Below are 19,559 nucleotides of genomic sequence, written 5' to 3' on the forward strand. Positions count from 1 at the left end.
TCATTTTTACGCTCTTATGCTAAATTATATCCAGATTATGTATATTGCATCCCCTTTCTTATCTTATAAAGCCTACTAATTTCAATGCCTTAAAAGAATTTAAAGAAAATTATTTTTTAATAGATAGTTTAATTATCAGTAGTGAAATTTTTACGCCAAACTCAAGTACGTTTTTTCCAATTATCATAGTACTTTATGAAAAAAATAGAGCTAGAATGAGTTATGAGTTTATAAAAAATTTTAAGTTCAAAACATTAGAAAACCACAAATTTAGACTAAACGACTTTAATTTTATAACAAACTATGTAGGTAAATATCTAACCCAAATGATAAAAGAAAAGAAGTTGCAACTTTCACACCTTAATAGATATAAACGCCTTAAAAAGGAACCAAATTTTTCAAACAAAAAAAGAACTCAAACTCAATAAGGGTTTTTGCTGAAAATTTAAAATATTACTGCTATATCCATCATTTTAAGCAGTACGCAAACAAACTTCCATACTATTTTGGAAATTTAGATATTTTTATAAATAATAGTGAATTTTTAAAAATATCAGATGAGTTTTTAGAGTTAAAGAAAAATCCAGTTATAGAGAGTTATTTTAAAAATTTATTTAAGGAGTATATTTGAAAGTTTTAAATTATGAGTTTCCATTAACAAGTGTTACAGGAAAAATTCGCATAAAAGTTATAAAAAAGGTGCAAAAACTCATTTTGCGGGAGCAAATAGCAAAAATAAACAAATTTATGAACTAAGTGAATTTTTGAAATTTGGGTTAGAAAACAGTCTTATATCATTTGAAATTTTAGAAAATTTAAAAAATAAAATATTGGAAAATAAATTTTTATAGATGAAAAAAAAGAGATTACTCGCTCTCATTTTCTTCCTAAAACCATAAATAATATATGGTTTTTAAAATCAAAAGTAAGCTAACCACTTTTAATTAGTAAATTTGAAGATGATAACTTGCTTTGTGAAATTATTGTTCTTGAAAAACAAAGAGCAGTTTGGTACAATGCCTATGTTTTATTTTTGTATATCTCTAGCAAATATTAAAGATGAGAATGGAAATTTTAGCTTTATTGGTCGCAAAATTAAAAGTAAAAAGAAAGGTTATTTACAAATAAGCTGCGATAATATCCTAATGTTTGTTAAGATATTTAAAATTTTTGGACTTTTAAGAAGGGTTTATAAATATTATTGTTTAGTTATTTTAGATTATATTTTAGAAGGAAATAAATGAAATCATATTACACAATCATGCTTTTAATTGCATCAAATATCTTTATGACAATTGCTTGGTATGGACATTTGAAATTTGCTAAAAGCTTTACTTCGCTTAGTTTGTTTTGGATTATTTTAATTAGTTAGGGGATAGCGTTTTTTGAATACTGCTTTCAAGTCCCAGCAAATCGCTATGGATTTGTAGAAAACGGCGGAGCATTTAATATTTGGCAACTAAAAGTTTTGCAAGAAGTTATAACTTTAAGCGTATTTACTATTTTTACACTTTTAGTTTTTAAAAATGAAGTTTTTAGGTTAAATCATTTGATTGGCTTTATCTTTTTGGTTTTGGCTGTTTATTTTATCTTTAAAAAGTGAAAATAATTGTTATTATTTAATCTATAGCAATAATATAATTTTTATTATCAATTAATTACAACTTTATTTATCAACATAACTTATAATGATAATAAATTAATATCAAAGGAGAAAATATGTCTAAGTTACAAGAAAATTATGGTTTGTTTATAGATGGAGAGTTTGTAGAAGCCGAAAATTCAGCTACAATTGACACTTATAATCCTGCAAATGGTAAAAAAATAGCAAGCATTGCAGATGCAAGTAAAGATGATGTAGATAAAGCTTACAAGGCAGCTAGAAAAGCATTTGATAAATTTAGACATAGCACAGTAAGCCAGCGAAGCAAAATACTAAATAAGATAGCGGAAATTATAGACGATAATGCTAAATTTCTAGCAGAAGTAGAAAGTATGGAAAATGGAAAACCTATACGAGAAACACTAAATGTTGATATACCTTATGCTGCGGAGCATTTTAGGTATTTTGCTGGTGTTATACAAGGCGAAGAGGGAAGTTCAAATGTTTTGGATGAAAAGCAACTTTCTATAGTTTTAAGAGAGCCAATTGGTGTGGTAGGTCAGATAGTTCCGTGGAATTTTCCATTTTTAATGGCTGCTTGGAAATTAGCTCCTGTTATAGCTGCTGGAGATACAAGCGTATTTAAACCATCATCTGAGACAAGTTTGAGTGTTTTAGAGTTAATGAAACTTATAAAAGATGTTTTGCCAAAAGGTGTTGTCAATGTTGTTACTGGAAAAGGCTCAAAAGCTGGAGAGTATCTAAAAAATCATCCAGGTTTAGATAAACTTGCATTTACTGGTTCAACTGAGATAGGCAGGGATATAGCATTAGCCGCAGCAAATAAGCTTATACCAGCTACTTTAGAGCTTGGTGGCAAAAGTGCAAATATTATATATGCTGATGCAAACTGGGAAAAAGCACTTGATGGTGTACAGATGGGAATTTTGTTTAATCAAGGCCAAGTTTGTTGTGCGGGAAGTAGAATATTTGTAGAAGAGGAAATTTATGATAAATTTGTAGATGCTTTGGTTGATAAATTTAAAGCTATAAAAGTTGGAGATCCGCTAGATCCAAATACTCAAATGGGCTCACAGATAAATGAAAATCAAGCTAAGAAAATTTTAGATTATGTTGAGATTGGTAAAAAAGAAGGTGCAACTGTAGCAGTTGGCGGAAAATATGCAAATTGCGGTAAAAGCTTTGTTGAACCAACTTTATTAACAAATGTAACAAATGATATGAGAGTTGCAAGAGAAGAGATATTTGGTCCTGTTGGAGTTGTGATTAAATTTAAAAACTATGATGAGCTCATAAAAATGGTAAATGATAGCGAGTATGGTTTAGGTGGCGGTGTGTTTACAAACGATATCACAAAAGCACTAAATACTGCAAGAGCTATGGAAACTGGTCGTGTTTGGATAAATTGTTACAACCAAATTCCTGCAGGTTCTCCATTTGGCGGATATAAAAACTCAGGCATTGGTAGAGAAACTCATAAAGTCATTTTAGAGCACTATACTCAAATGAAAAATATTATGATAGATTTAACAGGAAAAATAAGCGGATTTTATTAAGATTATCGCCACTTTTTGTGGCGATATGTTATTTTACTCCAACAACTATATTTGTAGCTTTTATCATGGCTGTAACAGTGTCGCCTTGTTTTAAATTTAAGCTTTGAGTAGATTCTTTTGTTATGACTGATGAAATTTCAAGACCATTGGAATCTATAATTATCTTAGACATTACAGAGCCAAGTTCAATATCTTTTACTTTTCCAATTATTTGATTTGCTGCACTAAATTTCAAAGAGTTATCTTTTGAAATGATTACATTTATTGCCTTAAATATAAAATAAGCCTCTTTTCCAACTTTTAAGTCTAGGTTTTTTTCAGATTCGGCTGTAATTGTAGCTTTGAAAATTTTATTACAACTTGTTTTTGCTGTTATTAAAGAGTTTATAGAGCCTGTTTTAATATCTGTGATTTTAGCTTGTATTTGATTTCTTGCGCCTATTTGCATTTTTGTTCCTTTGTAAATGAATTTAGTTTATTATATCATTTATTTAGCTTTAAAACAAACTTTGATAACATAAACGCAATAAATAAAAGGGTAGAATTTGAAACAAAATTTGAAAAATATTTATGATAAAATATATAAAACCGCAAATCTTGTATATGACAAAGATTTAATGCATTTTTCTGCAAGTCTTAGCTTTCATACGCTTTTGTCAATTATTCCAGTTTTGTTAATTTCTTTTTCTATTTTTACGCAATTGCCAAGTTTTAACGAATATTACGCAAAGATAAAAAACTTTGTTTTTTCCTCTCTTTTGCCAACACATCAAGAAACCATATCGACTTATGTAGAGCAGTTTTTATCAAATTCATTAAGCCTTGGTTTTATGGGATTTGGAGCTATAATTTTTACTTCTATTATGTTTTTTAGCGATTATGAGTATATTATAAATAAAATAACAGGTGCAAAAAGTAGAGGATTTTGGAGAAATGTTAGTTCTTATTGGACGCTTATAACCTTAGCACCACTCGGACTTGGAGCTTCATTTTTTTTATCAAATAAAGTTCAAAATATTTTAGATTCAAACTATTTAACTGATTGGATAAATTTACTTGCTATACTTCCTTATATAATAATTTGGGCGATATTTTGTGTTACATACACAATATCTATAAATAAAAAAATAGATATTAAAAATATCCTTATAGCTTCATTTTTAGCCAGCCTTGCTTGGGATATATCTAAGATAGGTTTTGTTGCGTATGCGGTTTATAATAAAACTTATCTTAGCATATACGGGTCATTTTCTGTGCTTTTGTTTTTCTTTGTGTGGATATATCTTTCGTGGATAATATTTTTATATGGCGTTAGAATTTGCAAGATTTTAGATGATTTAGATAAGAGTAAAAAATGGCAAAATTCCGAGCAAAACGACAAAAACAGCGACGAATTTGTATCTAATAGCGATTAATGAGAGTAAATTTATAGCATAAAATTGCCAAGATTGTATTTTTATCATAGTATATTCAAACCTGAGAGAAGAAAAATTTATTAACACAAAATCTAAAAAATCCCCATAACCACATAAATGAGCAAATACACTTAATGGATAAAAAACTCCAAAAATTACAGTTAGTGGCACTACAAATAGTTGTTGAAAGCTTAACATTGGAAAAAAGTATAATACCGGTATAACCATAGCTAAAAATGTCCATATGTTTAGAAATATCAAATTTATCCAAAGCGGAAATTTATGATAAAAATGATTTATGTAAAGATATATGTAAAAAACTCCGAGCATAGAAAAATAAAATCCGATTGAAAAAAGTAACGATGGAAATATGCAAATAGCTATCATAGCTGTTAGAAATAGTGTTTGAAAATTAAAGATTTTTAAATTTCTACTCATAAAATAAAAGCCTATTAACGCCATCAAAATAGATCTAAAAAATGACGGCACAAAATCAGTTAAATAAAGATAAAAACAAAGTAGTGTAAAAATTGCTATGCTTATGTCAAATTTGGAATTTCTATATGGAAAATACCTATTTTGAAAAAATTTATAAATTGGCAAAAATATTATAAATGAAAAAGAAAATATTATGCCAGCGTGGTATCCACTTATGGCAACAAGGTGCGAGATTCCCCAAAAATATACATCATTTCTTAATTCTTTACTAATAGGCGTTGCTAAAAATAGTGCTGAGTAAAATTCACCTATTTTTTCATTACTATGTTGTGATTTAATCAAATTTGAGAGTTTTGTTGAGGTATTATTTGATACGCCATTGATTTTTCTTGCAAAACTTGGTGCGTAAAATGTGCCTTTTAAATAGTCTTTAAATTTGATATTTTTTGTATAAAATCCAAAATGTAGCATATCATTTGATTTTATAGTGCTATTTTTATTTAGTGTTGTGTAAATTTTGCCATAATTTGTTTTAATCTTTAAAACTCTATAAGTTCTATTTTTGTTATTTGTTTTCAGATATGAGGCTAAAATTTGACCATTTGTAAAAATTTTATCTTTGGATTTTAAATTTCTAAACTCAGTATAACTAAAAGTAACATTTGCTATAAAAATTAATATGCAAACAAATGAAAAAATGGCTATTTCTCTTCTTTTTTGAAAAAGAGAAATAGTACTCAAAACTACTCTTCAAAAGTTGAAATTTCGCTAGGTCCCATGTAGTTTTTATCGACAAATCTTGAGTATTCTTTGTGAAATATCACATTTACTCTACCTGTTGGACCATTTCTGTTTTTGCCTACGATTATTTCAGCATCTTCTTCTAATTTGTTTGGTATGAAATTTCTTTGATATTCTTTACCTTCAAGCTTGGCTTTTTTCTCTCTTTCTTTTTCTTCTTTTTCAAGATAAATTTCTTCTCTATAAACAAATAAGATTAAGTCAGCATCTTGCTCTATAGCACCACTTTCTCTTAAATCGCTAAGCATTGGCGTTTTATCATTTCTTGCTTCTAAACTTCTATTTAGTTGCGAAAGTGCAATTATTGGCATATCTAGTTCTCTTGCTAGTAGTTTTAATCCTCTTGAAATTTCGGCAACTTGTAAATGTCTTTCGTTAAATGAGCTAGAACTTGTCATAAGTCCTATGTAGTCTATAACACACAAAGAAATTTCTCCATGAGCTGCTTTTAGTTTGCGAAGTTGAGAGCGAACTTGATGGATATTTACATATCCACCATCATGAATAAAAATTTTCTTTTCGCTAAGAGCTTGAGATACATCGCTAACTCTACTCCACTGATCATCGTTTAGTTTTGCACTTAAAAGATCTTGCAATGGTATAGAAGTTTTTGAACTCATCATTCTAAGCATTACTTGCATTGCATCCATTTCAAGTGAAAACATAACAACTCCACCGCCATTATAAGCAACATTTAACATTAAATTTAAAACAAGAGTTGTTTTACCCATACCAGGACGACCTGCTATTATTATAAGTTCACCCTTTTTAAAGCCTTTTGTCATCTCGTTTAATTCTCTAAAACCTGTATCTATGCCAACTATATCTCTATCATCTTTGTCTTTTTGCTCTCTTAGATAACTTGCAACTTCTGAGACTATTTCTGGGCTTTCTTTTATCCTAGCGTCTTTATTTTCATCAACTAACTCATACAAATCTTTGCTGATATTATCAACCATATCAAGAGAATTTATATCTTCGCTAACTTTTTGCGGTATTTTGTGTGCAAGCTTTACTAATGAACGCTTTATTGATTTATCTTTTAGCTCTTTTGCGTATGGTTTTATATCAATTATGCTATTTGTTGCTAAAATTTCTACTAAAGTTTGTTCATCATAGTCATTACCTAGTTTTTTCTTAAGAAAAGAAGTATCTATCGGTAAGTTTTCGTTCATACAAATTATCATAGATTTAAATACATCACTATGACTTTTTAGATAAAAATCCCCTGGTTTTATAATGTCATAAACCTCTGAAAACATATCATTATTATATATTATACTTTTTAAAATAGCTCTTTCCATACTTATGTCAAAGAGATTTGAGTTGATTATTTCATTTGTCATTTCTTATCTTTATTTCATCGTTTAATTCATCTAAAAATTTATCAAGAATTTTATCTTGTGGCATTTTTGCTACTATTTCACCATGTCTTATCACAAGTCCGCCATCTTTTCCAAAAGCTATCGCTACATCAGCTCCTTTTGCTTCACCTAGAGCATTTACAACACATCCCATCACTGAGACATTTAAAGGTTCTTTTATGTGTGCTGTTTTTTCTTCTACCATTTTTACAACACTTACTAAATCGCTTTGTAAACGCCCACAAGTTGGGCAAGAGATTATATTTATGCCACTTTGTTGTCTACCGCTATCTTGAAGTATGGCTTTTGCTACTTTTATCTCTTCTTCAAGTTCGCCAGTTATGGAAACACGCATTGTATCCCCGATACCTTCCATTAAAAGTGAGCCAAGAGCCATAGCGCTTTTTATGGTTGCGTGAAATTTGGTTCCAGCTTCTGTTACGCCAAGATGGAATGGATAATCTACAAGTGGTCTTAATTTTCTATAAGCTGCGACTGTTTGAACTGTATCTGAGCTTTTTAATGATATCGCAATATCGGTAAAATCAAAATCTTCTAATAATTTTATGTTGTATAATCCAGACTCTATCATAGCCTCAACATTTCTTCCATATTTTTCTTCAAACTGCTTTTCTAAAGAGCCCCAATTTACGCCTATTCTTATAGGTATTTTTCTTTCTTTGCACGCATCAACTACGGCTTTTATTCTGTCTTTTCCGCCAATATTTCCAGGATTTATACGCACAGCATCCACAAAAGGAGCAACCTCTAATGCAAGGCGATAGTTAAAATGTATATCAGAAACTATCGGCAATGGACTTTGTTTTTTTATCTCTTTAAGAGCTTTTGCGTCTTCATGATCTAACACGGCACAACGCACTATGTTTGCTCCTGCGAAGTATAGTCTATTTATCTGCTCAAGAGTAGCAGCAATATCTTTTGTCTTTGAAAATGTCATAGATTGCACAGAAATAGGTGCATCGCCACCAACTGCAACATCCCCAACAAATATTTTTTTTGTTTTGTATCTTTGCATAAATTTTTAAACTTTCTTTGTAAAAATTAAGAAATATTGTATAAAAAATCGGTTAAATTTAAGCTTTATAAGTTTATATTATAGTAATATATAAATTTAAAAACTTTTTATATTGACAAAATTCACTTAAGCAGTGAAATAAATAATTGTATTAAAAAGATTTATTTTTGTATCAGATAAATAATTCACAATCGCTTAACAACTTTTTTATATAATTTCATTACATATTTTTAAGGAGTTATGTATGAAAAAATTATTATTTACTAGTTTGGTTTTAGCTACAATGCTATTTGGTGCAGATTTGAGCGATAAAATGGGAAGTGAGATTATCTCAGGTATCAATAGCTCTGATACATCAAGCTTAGCTGACGCTGCTTTTGAGATAAGAAAAAGAGCAAATAAGAACTATAATGAAATTTCAAAAATGTGCCAAAGTTTTCATAATATTATGAAAGCGGAGATGATGAGTAAAAGTCCTGCTGACAGACAAGCTTTTAGAGATGATTTTCATAAAAAATTAAGTGAGCGTATAAATACACTTAGTTCATCTCAAAAGGCAGATTTTGATTTTGCTATTTGTAAAAAATATATTTCAAATGCAGGTATGTCAAAAGGCGGATGTGGTATGATGAATGGTTCAGGTATGGGCAAAGGTATGAAAAATGGCAGCGGCATGAGTAAGGATATGATGGATAATCATATGCAGCATAATCACTAATGAGTAAAATTTTAATAATAGAAGATGAGCTTATGCTTCAAGATATGATGAGTTCGTATCTTGAAGCAAATGGTTATGAGATAACAACTGCTGCAAGTTATGATGATGGATTAAGCTTGGCTTATGAAAAAAGTTTTGATTTGTGGATATTTGATGTCAAAATAATAGGTGGGAGTGGTTTTAATCTTTTAGAAGAGCTTAGAAAAAATGGCAAAAACACGCCTTGTATTTTTACAACTTCTTTAAATACAATAGAAGATTTAAATATCGGTTTTAAGGTTGGTTGTGATGATTATATAAAAAAGCCTTTTGAACTCAAAGAACTACTTTTAAGAGTGCAAAATTTACTAAAAAGAGAGTTTTTTCATAATTCAAATAAAGTTTTAAATTTAGGTAATGAGATAAGTTATGACATATCATCAAAAACGCTTTTTAATGGCAAAAAAGATGCCGGACTTAGCAAAAAAGAAAATGAACTTTTAGCACTTTTTTTAAAAAATCAAAACAAAATTGTTTCAAGAGAACGAATTTACGAAGCTTTGTGGGATTATGATGAGGCTCCAAGTGAGATGAGTTTGAGAGTTTATATAAGAAATTTACGCAAAATTTTAGGAGATGAAAAAATAATTTCAAAACCAAAAATGGGTTACATTTATGTCTCATAAAAAACATTTTTTGCCTATTTTTTTGCTTTATATGATTACAAGCACTGCATTTTTATCTATATTTTGTATTTTTTTATATAAATTTTACTACTCAGAAATAATCAAAGAAGCAAATTTAGAACTAAGAAATCATACAAATGAGATTTTTAGTGCTATTAGAATGGATTTAAATTTAAATGATATTTTAGAGACTTTAAAAGAGCATGAAATAAATGCAAATATACAAGATAACATTGAAAATAAATTTATATTAAAAGAATTTGATATTCCTAATTTGCAAGATGATAATATACAAAATGAAAAGTATAAAATATATTTTTTAGACGATGTTGCTTATATGAAAACCAAGTTTTTTTATAGATTAAGACCTATGTCTATGCATAACCCAAAATCATTTACTATAACTTTAAAAACTCAGAAGTATGCTAAACTTATATCATTATTTGTCGTAAAACTTATTATTGGATTTGCTAGTATATTTTTTATTTTTTTATTTATTTCGTATTTTATCATCAAACTATCATTTAAGCCACTTTTGCTTCATATAGAACAACTTAATTCATTTATAAAAGATACAACGCACGAGATAAATACGCCGCTTTGTGTGATATTAATGAGTATAGAGATGTTTCAAACGGACCCTAAAAAATATCTTAATAATATCAAAACAGCTTCGAAAACACTTTCAAATTTATATAATGATCTTGTTTTTTTAACATTAAAATCACCAAAAAATGAACCAAAAGATTTAAATTTAAAAGAGATTATAAAAAACCGCATAGATTATTTTGAAGTTATGGCAGAGCAAAACTCACTAAAAATAGAACAAAATTTAAAAGAAGTTTTGCTTAAAACAGATGAAAATAAATTTAAAATGATATTTGATAATATATTAAACAATGCTATAAAATATGCTAGTAAAGATAGTGTAATTACTGTAAATTTATATAACACTGGTTTTAGCATAACAAATTTTGGTGAAGAGATAAGCAAGGAAAATTTAGAAAAAATTTATGATAAATTTACTAGATTTAATCAAAATCGTGGTGGCTTTGGAATAGGGTTAAGTTTGGTTAAAAAATTTGCAGATGAGTTAAATTTTATAGTAAGATGTGAAAGCTCAAATAAAATCACTACTTTTAGTGTTAAATTTGCTTAATTCAATTTATTTAAAGCAAATTTTAGATACAATCTTTTTTCTTTACAAATTTTTTAAAGGATTAGTATGCCAAAAATGAAATCTATTCGTGGTGCTGCTAAGCGTTTTAAAGTTGGTAAAAACAAGATAAAAAGAGGCTCAGCTTTTAGAAGTCATATCTTGACCAAAATGACTCAAAAACGCAAAAGGAACTTAAGAGCTCCTGGTTATGTCGATTCTACAAATGTAACCGCAGTTAAAAAAATGCTTTGCAAAGCATAATTAAGGTTTTGATTTAAATCATTCAAACTCCCCTTTAAAAAGGGAAAGACCCATTGGGCGCCATTTTGTGAAAGGAAATAAACATGGCAAGAGTAAAAACAGGTGTAGTTAGAAGAAGACGCCATAAAAAAGTTTTAAAACTAGCAAGAGGTTTTTATAGTGGTAGACGCAAACATTTTAGAAAAGCAAAAGAGCAACTAGAAAGAAGTTTGTGTTATGCTTATAGAGATAGAAGAGCGAAAAAACGCGATTTTAGAAGATTGTGGATAGTTAGAATAAATGCCGCTTGCAGACTAAATGATATTAGTTATTCTAAATTTATGAATGGACTTAGAAAATCAGGCATACAACTTGATAGAAAAATTTTAGCAGATATGGCTATGAATGATGCAGCTGCGTTTAGTGCAGTTGTAAAACAAGCTAAAGCTGCTCTTTAAAGCTTAGGCGAGAGCTCTCTCGCCTTTTTAATCAATCTTTATTTTTACTTAAAAATTTATATATTATAAAAAAATCCAATTTTATTGATTTATCTCAATATAAATTACAATATTATTTTGTATAATATAGCCGTATAATATTTTAAAGGAGCTTTGATGGATAGACGTAGCTTTATAAAGAGTGCGGCTAGTGCGGCGGCTTGCAGTAGTGCTGGGATAGCAATTCCTAGTTCTGTTTTGGCTGATGCAAATAGTGCCGAAAATGGCTGGCGTTGGGATAAATCAGTATGCCGTTTTTGTGGAACTGGATGTGGCATAATGGTTGCTACAAAAGATGGCAAAATAGTTGCAGTAAAAGGCGATCCTGCTGCACCAGTTAATCGCGGACTAAATTGCATAAAAGGTTATTTTAATGCCAAAATTATGTATGGAGCTGATAGACTTCAAAACCCACTTTTAAGAGTAAATTCAAATGGTGAGTTTGATAAAAATGGTAAATTTAAAGAAGTTAGTTGGAAAAGAGCTTTTGATGAGATGGAAAAGCAGTTTAAAAAAGCTTATAATGAGCTTGGTCCAACTGGTATTGGTGTTTTTGGAAGTGGTCAATACACAATCCAAGAAGGATATACGGCTGCAAAACTGATAAAAGGTGGATTTAGAAGTAACAACATTGACCCAAATGCGAGACATTGTATGGCAAGTGCTGTTGTTGGTTTTATGCAAACATTTGGTATTGATGAACCAAGCGGCTGTTATGACGATATAGAACTAACTGATACCATAGTAACTTGGGGTGCAAATATGGCTGAAATGCATCCAATTCTTTGGTCAAGAGTAAGCGATAGAAAACTGAGTAATCCGCAAAAAGTAAAAGTTGTAAATTTATCTACATTTTCAACAAGAACTTCAAATTTAGCCGATATCGAAATCATTTTTAGACCTCAAACAGATCTTGCTATTTGGAACTATATCGCAAGAGAGATAGTTTATAACTATCCTGAGATGATAGATAAAAATTTCATTGATAAACATTGCGTATTTACAACAGGACCTGTAAATATTGGCTATGGTATGAGAAAAGATATAAAATATGCTAAATATCAGCCAAGTGAACTTGATACTACTGCTAAACAAAAAAGCAAAATTTTAAGCGATAATGAGGGTATAACTCTAGCTTATCTTGGCATGAAAAGTGGCGATATTATGGAAAACTCAAATGCCACAAAAGCTGGTAATCATTGGCAAATAAGTTTTGATGAGTTTAAAAAAGCTTTAATGCCTTATACGCTTGATTTTGTTGCAAATTTAGCAAAAGGCGATGCAAATGAAGATATAGAGCAGTTTAAAGGTAAGCTAAAAGCTCTTGCAGATCTTTATATAGAGCAAAACAGAAAAGTTGTAAGCTTTTGGACAATGGGCTTTAATCAACACACAAGAGGAACTTGGGTAAATGAACAAAGCTATATGGTGCATTTTTTACTTGGTAAACAAGCAAAACCGGGAAGTGGTGCGTTTTCTTTAACAGGACAACCAAGTGCATGTGGAACTGCTAGAGAGGTTGGTACTTTTTCACACAGGCTTCCTGCTGATATGGTTGTTGTTAATCCAAAGCACAGAGAGATAACTGAGAAAATTTGGAAACTTCCAGCTGGCACGATAAATCCAAAAAATGGTTCGCATTTTATGCAAATTATGCGTGATTTAGAAGATGGAAAGATTAAATTTGCATGGGTTCAAGTAAATAATCCTTGGCAAAATACAGCCAATGCAAACCACTGGATAAAAGCAGCTAGGGAAATGGATAATTTTATAGTTGTAAGTGATGCATATCCTGGAATTTCTGCAAAAGTAGCAGATCTTATACTTCCAAGTGCTATGATATATGAAAAATGGGGTGCTTATGGGAATGCTGAGCGTAGAACACAGCACTGGAAACAACAAGTAATTCCAGTTGGAAATGCAATGAGCGATACTTGGCAGATGTTAGAATTTTCTAAGCGTTTTAAATTAAAAGAAGTTTGGGGCGAAAAAAAGATAGATGATAAACTAACTTTACCTAATGTTTTACCACAGGCTATTTCTATGGGTTATAAAGAAGATGACACTCTTTTTGATGTGCTTTTTGCTAATGATGAGGCCAAAAAATTCCCTATAAACGATATTATAATGGAAGGCTTTGATAATACTGAAGTTAAAGGCGATGATAGAAAAGTTGTAGGAAGCGATGATAAGGAATTTAAGGGATATGGATTTTTTGTGCAAAAATATCTTTGGGAAGAATATCGTAAATTTGGCATAGGTCATGGTCATGATTTGGCGGATTTTGATACATATCATAAAGTTAGAGGTCTAAGATGGCCTGTTGTAAATGGTAAAGAAACGCAGTGGAGATTTAATACAAAATACGATCCTTATGCTAAACTTTCGGCTCCTAATGATGAATTTGCATTTTATGGTAATGCAAAAGCAAGTTTGCCAAATGGAGATTTAAGAGGCGTAACAAGTGGCGAACAGAAATTTCCTTTAGCAAATAAAGCTAAAATTTTCTTCCGTCCTTATATGGATCCACCTGAAACTCCAAATGATGAATATCCATTTTGGCTAAGCACAGGAAGGGTTTTAGAACATTGGCATAGTGGAACTATGACTATGAGAGTTCCAGAGCTTTATAGAGCTGTTCCAGAGGCACTTTGTTATATGAATGAGCTTGATGGCTCAAAACTCGGGGTTTCTCAAAATGATGTAGTTTGGATTGAGTCTCGTCGTGGAAAAGTTAAAGCAAAGGTTGATTTTAGAGGTAGAAATAAGCCCCCAGTTGGTCTTGTATATGTGCCTTGGTTTGATGAAAAAGTGTATATAAATAAAGTTTGTTTAGATGCAACCTGTCCTCTTTCAAACCAAACTGACTTTAAAAAATGTGCAGTAAAAATTTATAAAGCGTAAAAATGCAAAGAAGAGAGGCTTTAAAAAAAGGTTTTAAGATAGCAAGTTTGCTAGTCTGTGGCGGTTTTATTTGGAGTGTTGGAGCAAAAGGAGATAGTAAGGTTTTTTTACGACCACCTGGTGCACTTAAAGAGCAAAATTTTATATCAAAGTGTATAAAATGCGGTCTTTGTGTTAAAGCCTGTCCATATGATACTCTAAAATTAGCTAGTATCAATCATAGCGCCACCATTGGAACACCTTTTTTTATGCCAAGAAACATACCATGTTATATGTGTGAGGATATACCTTGTGCCAAAATTTGTCCTACCGGAGCTTTAGATATAAATTTGTTAAAAACTAATGGCAAACTTGATATCAAAAAATCTAAAATGGGCGTTGCTATAGTAGATGATAAAACCTGTGTTGCTTACTGGGGAATTCAATGCGATGTTTGCTATAGGGCTTGCCCTGTTATGGATAAGGCTTTGTTTTTGGATTATAAACATAATGAAAGAACAAGCAAACATGCGTTTTTATTGCCTGTTGTAGATAGCACTTATTGTACTGGATGTGGAAAATGTGAAAGAGCTTGTATAACCAAAAAAGCTTCTATAAGTGTAATTCCTAGAGAATTTGTTATTGGAAAAAGCAATGATAATTATGTAAAAGGCTGGATTGAAGGGGCTGATAAAAAACTAAAAGACGCTGATACTAAAATTTATTTAGATAAAAAAGAAACACTTGATTACTTAAATAGCGAGAATTTACAATGATAAAATACGGCTTTATTTCTAAAATATCTCAAATTATTATTTTGATTGTTTTTATTGTTGGAAATTTTTATGGACTTAATGTATTAAAAGGCGATTTAAGCTCATCTGTGCTGTTTAACACTATACCATTAAGTGATCCATTTGCTGTGCTTCAAATTTATTTAGCTAGTTTTAGTATAAGTTTAAATGCTATAATTGGAGCTTTTGTGATATTTTGTGTATATTCGCTTATTGCTCCAAGAGTGTTTTGTTCTTGGGTTTGTCCTGTAAATTTAATAACCTCCTTTGCTTATTTTATCAAACAAAAATTTGGTATAAATAAAGATACAAAAGTTTTAAATTTATCAAAAAATTTAAGATATTTTTTGCTGATTTTATCTTTTGTTTTAAGTTTTTTATTAGGAGTACCGGCTTTTGAAAATATTAGCTATATTGGTATTATACAAAGAGGAATTATATTTTTGGATTTAAGTGTAATACTTTGGATATTAGCTATTTTTATTTTTGAGTTATATATCAGCGATAGAGGAATTTGTTCGCACATTTGCCCTCTTGGTGCATTTTATGCAATAATCAGTAAATTTGCTCTCATTAGAGTTCATTATGATATGAAAAATTGCTCAAAATGTATGGATTGCAAAAGTGTATGTCCTGAAAAACATGTTTTAAATATGGTAGGAAAAGAAAATGGTTATGTATCTAGTGAGTGTATAAGTTGTGGTAAATGTATAGACATTTGTAAGCATAACTCACTAAAATTTGATATAAGAAATTTAAGGAGAAAATAGATGAAAAAATTTGCAATATTTTTAATAATAATTGCAGTATTCATTGGTTGTAGTAAAAATGGTAGGGTTATTTCAAGTTCTGATCTTGGATTAAGACAAAACATTGCTAATGAAGATATAAAATTAGCCAAAATTGATTGGACAAAAGAGCCAGCAGGACTTTCTACAAAATATAAAAGATCATTTGAAAATGCACCGCCGCTTATTTCTCATGATTTAGAAGGGCAAATTCCTATAACTGCTGATTTAAATATGTGCTTAACTTGTCATATGCCAGAGGTTGCCTCTAGTGTTAATGCAACATCTGTTCCAAAATCTCATCTTGTAAGTTTAAGAACCGGGAAAGATCTTGGTGGAAAACTTGATGATGAGAGATATTTTTGTTTAACTTGTCATGTTCCGCAAGCAAATGCAAAGCCTTTGGTTGAAAATAAATTTAAAGCCGATTTTAGGTCAAAAGATAGCGTAAATAAATCAAATTTATTAGATATTTTAAATGAAGGCGTTAAGTAAGATATGGGTGTAATTTTTAGATTAACAGGAAGTAAAAAACCTGTTAATCCCCCGTATTTTAGCGGTAAATTTGATTGCATTGGTTGCATTGCACCTTGCGTTGTAGCTTGTGAACGAAATTTGCTTAAATTTAATGAAACGAGAGTAGAGTTTATAGTAAATGAGTATGGTTGCAATTTTTGTGCGAAGTGTGCTGATGCTTGTGTCAATTCTGTTTTAAGCACGGAAAATCCTAAATATATAAACGCTTTTGCAAAAATAAATGTAAATTCATGCCTAGCTTGGAATGATACGGTGTGTTATAATTGTTTAGAAGTTTGTAGATATAAAGCCATAGAATATTTTGGAGTTTTTAGGCCAGTTATAAATCAAAATTGTATAGGATGTGGCGAGTGTGTGGAGAGTTGTTTTGTAAAATCTATAAATTTAGTCGCTAAAAAGGATTTATGATGATAAAAAATGTAATTCTTTTTTTGATTTTTTTAACACTTTCTTATGGCGTTGAGCCTTACGATAAGATAGAGCTTTCATCAAATGTAATGAGTATGCATTTAGATAGAAATTTGCTTTTCATAGCAACTGATAATTCAAGCGTTGAGGTTTATGATATAAATTTAAGCAAAATGTTAGAACCTATAAAACTTCCTTATATTAAAACATATTTTAGTGATGAAATACCTGCAAAAACCTTTAGCATAGATACTATGAGTGATAAAATTATGATTTTACATGAAGAAGATTTTGGCAAAAAAGCAATTAGTTTATATAAAAAAAGTGGATTAAATACTATAAATTTGAAAAATGAGTCAATAAAAAAAGCACTCTTTTTAGATGAAAATACGGCACTGCTTGCATCAATTAGTAATGAAATTTATTATTTTGATATAGATAGTTTTAAAGTTATTTTTTCTTTTAAATTTTCAACCGCAGCTTTAGGCGATATAACGCTTAGCAAAGATAAAAAAATGCTTTATGTTGCCGATGAAGGCGGCACTATTTATGTTTTTGATACACAAAAAAAAGAGATTGTAAATAAATTTAATGCACATAAAGATAGTGTGTATTCTATAGATTGTGGAAATTCGGTTGTAGTAAGTGGAAGTGCGGATAAAAATATAGTTGTTATTAAAGATTTAAAAATGAATTTTGTTGCTAGTAGTTTTTTAGTTTATTGCGTTGGCATAAGTAATAATGGCAAGATATTTGCTTATATGGATGGTGAAAATAGTGATATAACCATAAGAGATACTATAAGCATGCAAAAAATTACAACTTTGCAAACTTCTATGAATACTATAAATAGCATTATTTTTATAGATGATTCAACTTTGATTACATCGGGATATGGTAATGAGATTTTATTTTGGAGATTTAGATGAATATATCAAGTGTTGTTGTAAATGTAAAGGAAAATTTTACAGAGCAAGTAAAAAAGATGATTAGTGATTTAAAAGGATGTGAAATTGTTGCATCAAATAACGAAAAAATAGTTGTTTTAATTACAGCTTTAAATTTAGATGATGAGCTAAAAAAAATTAAAAGTATAGAGCATTTAGAATATGTTAATAGTGTATCTATGGTATATTCGTATCAAGAGGATATAAAAGAGGATTTAAGTCAAAGTTTAATTGATAGTTTTTTAAATGATGACATAGACGCAAAAAATATAAAATATAGTGGCGATTTGTATAAAAATGTATAATTTTATCTCTTTGTGTATAAATAAATTTATCTAATTTAAAGCTTATATTGTATATAATCCGAGTTCTACTTCATTTAATTGGGTTCATAGCTCAGTTGGTTAGAGCATCCGGCTCATAACCGGATGGTCGTAGGTTCGAGTCCTACTGAACCCACCACTTTTTAATTATATTTTACTAAAATTTCAAATAATAATGCTATAATGATTGCTAAATTTATTAAAGTAAGGACTTGCATGCTTTACGAAGATCAAGAATTTATAAGAGAAAATTGTTTAAGTATATTAAATTCACTTAAAAACGATTTTCAAAATTATGCTAAAGATAAATGCAATGAGTATAAAAAAGGCAGTGTAGATACTTATGATTTGCAAGACTTTTGCAATGCCGTTTTTTTATCTATAAGCAGTGAAAAGTTAGATGTTAGTTCAGTGCGTTCTACTCTTAAAGTAATGTTTGAGGACATAAATTTTGAGAAATATTTTTTATCTGCTATGTTTTTAAGGCTAAATTATATTTTTTCTAGAGAAATTTTGTCATCTAAAAGAAATAATTTGTATATAGCCATATTGCATTTATTTAATATCACAAATAAAATTTATGATGATTTATTGGCTTTATATGAACAAAAGCAAACTATAAATAGGCAAAAATCTACATTAAATATACAAAGTAGTAGTGGATTTTCTCTATTTGAAAATATTATAGATAGTTTAGTGAGGGTAAAAAATAGTTCAAATAAAGTGCATTTTTTAAATTTATATAATGGTGTTAAAGTTGAATGTGATGGAAGTATAGTCAATATAGAAAATGAAAGAGTGATTTGTAAAGTAAATCTTATGCAAATTTTAGCTATGAAAGAAGAGGGTAATGCCTACATACTTCAAGATGAGAATTTAGCACAACATCTAAAAGCAAATATTATATCAATTGATATAAAAAACTCAACTGTATTGCTTGGTAATTTTTCTAGACAAGCGAAGATGCCTGCAAAAGATAGAAGGTTTCCAAGAGTTCATCCAAATAAATTTACAAAAGTTACGCTAAGTAGTGAAGATGGCATTAGTTTGATTGGAAAGCTTTATGATATATCAGAAGGTGGAATGGGCGTAGTTAGCTCAGAAAATGCTGGATTTAAAAACTCGCAGATTATAAATGCTAAATTTACTTTGGTAATGCCTCAAAATTCAGAAGAATTTGATTTAAATTTAAACTTTAAATTGGTTGTAGCAATTAATTATCAAGGATCTATGAGATATTGTTTTGAAATAGTTGATAAAAATCAATTTGGTATAAATAAGATTGTTGAATTTTCTAGACAAAGAGAAAAAGAGACATTAAAAGAACTTGAAGATAAATTAAGTTTATATCAATAAAAATTATATT

General features: G+C 29.6%; 22 protein-coding genes, 1 tRNA gene and 1 pseudogene. 20 read left to right on the top strand and 4 right to left on the bottom strand.

Going from position 1 to position 19,559, the window contains the following annotated elements; genetic code table 11:
* Positions 1-44: 44 nt before the first annotated feature.
* The 5 genes and pseudogenes from CSPB_RS08785 to CSPB_RS02465 all read left to right on the top strand — a co-directional run bounded on the left by CSPB_RS08785 (position 45) and on the right by CSPB_RS02465 (position 3,180).
* The gene (locus CSPB_RS08785) at positions 45-428 is read left to right on the top strand and encodes a hypothetical protein (RefSeq protein ID WP_089193012.1); all 384 of its coding nucleotides are present in this window, start codon (positions 45-47) and stop codon (positions 426-428) included.
* A 199-nt stretch (positions 429-627) separates the two neighbouring features.
* Entirely contained in the window at positions 628-756 is a 129-nt protein-coding gene (locus CSPB_RS08910; RefSeq protein ID WP_256363469.1) for a hypothetical protein, read from the top strand.
* 260 nt (positions 757-1,016) lie between these two features.
* The gene (locus tag CSPB_RS09035; protein WP_472297446.1) at positions 1,017-1,244 is read left to right on the top strand and encodes a R.Pab1 family restriction endonuclease; all 228 of its coding nucleotides are present in this window, start codon (positions 1,017-1,019) and stop codon (positions 1,242-1,244) included.
* Between the two features lie 17 nt (positions 1,245-1,261).
* A pseudogene (locus tag CSPB_RS02460) lies at positions 1,262-1,603 on the top strand (DMT family protein).
* Between the two features lie 116 nt (positions 1,604-1,719).
* Positions 1,720-3,180 (top strand): aldehyde dehydrogenase family protein, encoded by a 1,461-nt coding sequence (locus tag CSPB_RS02465; protein ID WP_089193014.1) that lies wholly within the window; start codon positions 1,720-1,722, stop codon positions 3,178-3,180.
* Between the two features lie 28 nt (positions 3,181-3,208).
* Here CSPB_RS02465 and CSPB_RS02470 read toward each other — a convergent pair whose 3' ends face one another.
* Positions 3,209-3,628 (bottom strand): TOBE domain-containing protein, encoded by a 420-nt coding sequence (locus tag CSPB_RS02470; RefSeq protein WP_089193015.1) that lies wholly within the window; start codon positions 3,626-3,628, stop codon positions 3,209-3,211.
* Positions 3,629-3,797: 169 nt separating this feature from the next.
* Here CSPB_RS02470 and CSPB_RS02475 point away from each other — a divergent pair, with 169 nt between their 5' ends.
* A complete protein-coding gene (locus CSPB_RS02475; protein ID WP_089193907.1) occupies positions 3,798-4,595 on the top strand; it encodes a YihY family inner membrane protein in 798 nt (265 codons plus the stop codon).
* Here the strand turns inward: CSPB_RS02475 and CSPB_RS02480 are convergent.
* From CSPB_RS02480 to ispG, 3 genes are read right to left on the bottom strand one after another with little or no spacing between them, the layout of a single operon-like run.
* The gene (locus tag CSPB_RS02480) at positions 4,518-5,774 is read right to left on the bottom strand and encodes a ComEC/Rec2 family competence protein (RefSeq protein WP_089193016.1); all 1,257 of its coding nucleotides are present in this window, start codon (positions 5,772-5,774) and stop codon (positions 4,518-4,520) included. The two genes, CSPB_RS02475 and CSPB_RS02480, sit on opposite strands and share 78 nt — an antisense overlap.
* Before the next feature lie 2 nt (positions 5,775-5,776).
* Complete coding sequence (locus tag CSPB_RS02485; RefSeq protein ID WP_404813371.1) at positions 5,777-7,165, bottom strand: replicative DNA helicase; 1,389 nt, start codon at positions 7,163-7,165, stop codon at positions 5,777-5,779.
* Between the two features lie 4 nt (positions 7,166-7,169).
* The gene (gene ispG / locus CSPB_RS02490) at positions 7,170-8,234 is read right to left on the bottom strand and encodes a flavodoxin-dependent (E)-4-hydroxy-3-methylbut-2-enyl-diphosphate synthase (protein ID WP_033916452.1); all 1,065 of its coding nucleotides are present in this window, start codon (positions 8,232-8,234) and stop codon (positions 7,170-7,172) included.
* 244 nt (positions 8,235-8,478) lie between these two features.
* Here ispG and CSPB_RS02495 point away from each other — a divergent pair, with 244 nt between their 5' ends.
* The 14 genes from CSPB_RS02495 to CSPB_RS02560 all read left to right on the top strand — a co-directional run bounded on the left by CSPB_RS02495 (position 8,479) and on the right by CSPB_RS02560 (position 19,549).
* A complete protein-coding gene (locus CSPB_RS02495; protein WP_089193018.1) occupies positions 8,479-8,952 on the top strand; it encodes a DUF1104 domain-containing protein in 474 nt (157 codons plus the stop codon).
* Positions 8,952-9,617: a response regulator transcription factor gene (locus CSPB_RS02500; protein WP_089193019.1), complete on the top strand. Its 666-nt coding sequence runs from the start codon at positions 8,952-8,954 to the stop codon at positions 9,615-9,617. The genes CSPB_RS02495 and CSPB_RS02500 overlap by 1 nt, the downstream gene beginning before the upstream one ends.
* Positions 9,607-10,776, top strand: coding sequence for a sensor histidine kinase (locus tag CSPB_RS02505; protein WP_089193020.1), 1,170 nt, complete (start codon positions 9,607-9,609; stop codon positions 10,774-10,776). Before CSPB_RS02500 ends, CSPB_RS02505 begins: the two co-directional genes overlap by 11 nt.
* 66 nt (positions 10,777-10,842) lie before the next feature.
* On the top strand, positions 10,843-11,037 hold the full coding sequence (gene rpmI, locus CSPB_RS02510; protein WP_033916449.1) for a 50S ribosomal protein L35: 195 nt from the start codon (positions 10,843-10,845) through the stop codon (positions 11,035-11,037).
* Between the two features lie 83 nt (positions 11,038-11,120).
* Complete coding sequence (gene rplT / locus CSPB_RS02515) at positions 11,121-11,474, top strand: 50S ribosomal protein L20 (RefSeq protein ID WP_033916448.1); 354 nt, start codon at positions 11,121-11,123, stop codon at positions 11,472-11,474.
* A 156-nt stretch (positions 11,475-11,630) separates the two neighbouring features.
* A complete protein-coding gene (gene napA, locus CSPB_RS02520; protein WP_089193021.1) occupies positions 11,631-14,417 on the top strand; it encodes a nitrate reductase catalytic subunit NapA in 2,787 nt (928 codons plus the stop codon).
* 2 nt (positions 14,418-14,419) lie between these two features.
* On the top strand, positions 14,420-15,172 hold the full coding sequence (gene napG / locus CSPB_RS02525; protein ID WP_089193022.1) for a ferredoxin-type protein NapG: 753 nt from the start codon (positions 14,420-14,422) through the stop codon (positions 15,170-15,172).
* Positions 15,172-15,960 (top strand): quinol dehydrogenase ferredoxin subunit NapH, encoded by a 789-nt coding sequence (napH, locus tag CSPB_RS02530; RefSeq protein WP_089193908.1) that lies wholly within the window; start codon positions 15,172-15,174, stop codon positions 15,958-15,960. The genes napG and napH overlap by 1 nt, the downstream gene beginning before the upstream one ends.
* Complete coding sequence (locus CSPB_RS02535) at positions 15,961-16,473, top strand: nitrate reductase cytochrome c-type subunit (protein WP_089193023.1); 513 nt, start codon at positions 15,961-15,963, stop codon at positions 16,471-16,473.
* Positions 16,474-16,476: 3 nt separating this feature from the next.
* Positions 16,477-16,923, top strand: a complete 447-nt coding sequence (locus CSPB_RS02540; protein WP_089193024.1) for a 4Fe-4S dicluster domain-containing protein — start codon at positions 16,477-16,479, stop codon at positions 16,921-16,923.
* Positions 16,923-17,852, top strand: coding sequence for a WD40 repeat domain-containing protein (locus CSPB_RS02545; RefSeq protein ID WP_089193025.1), 930 nt, complete (start codon positions 16,923-16,925; stop codon positions 17,850-17,852). Before CSPB_RS02540 ends, CSPB_RS02545 begins: the two co-directional genes overlap by 1 nt.
* A complete protein-coding gene (locus CSPB_RS02550; protein ID WP_089193026.1) occupies positions 17,849-18,175 on the top strand; it encodes a chaperone NapD in 327 nt (108 codons plus the stop codon). The genes CSPB_RS02545 and CSPB_RS02550 overlap by 4 nt, the downstream gene beginning before the upstream one ends.
* 80 nt (positions 18,176-18,255) lie before the next feature.
* Positions 18,256-18,332, top strand: a tRNA-Ile gene (locus CSPB_RS02555).
* 77 nt (positions 18,333-18,409) lie between these two features.
* Positions 18,410-19,549 carry a PilZ domain-containing protein gene (locus tag CSPB_RS02560; RefSeq protein WP_089193027.1) on the top strand — a complete coding sequence of 380 codons (1,140 nt, stop codon included), beginning with the start codon at positions 18,410-18,412 and terminating at the stop codon, positions 19,547-19,549.
* Positions 19,550-19,559: the final 10 nt, after the last annotated feature.

The organism is Campylobacter sputorum (assembly GCF_002220775.1).
Taxonomy (GTDB): Bacteria; Campylobacterota; Campylobacteria; order Campylobacterales; family Campylobacteraceae; genus Campylobacter_F; species Campylobacter_F bovis.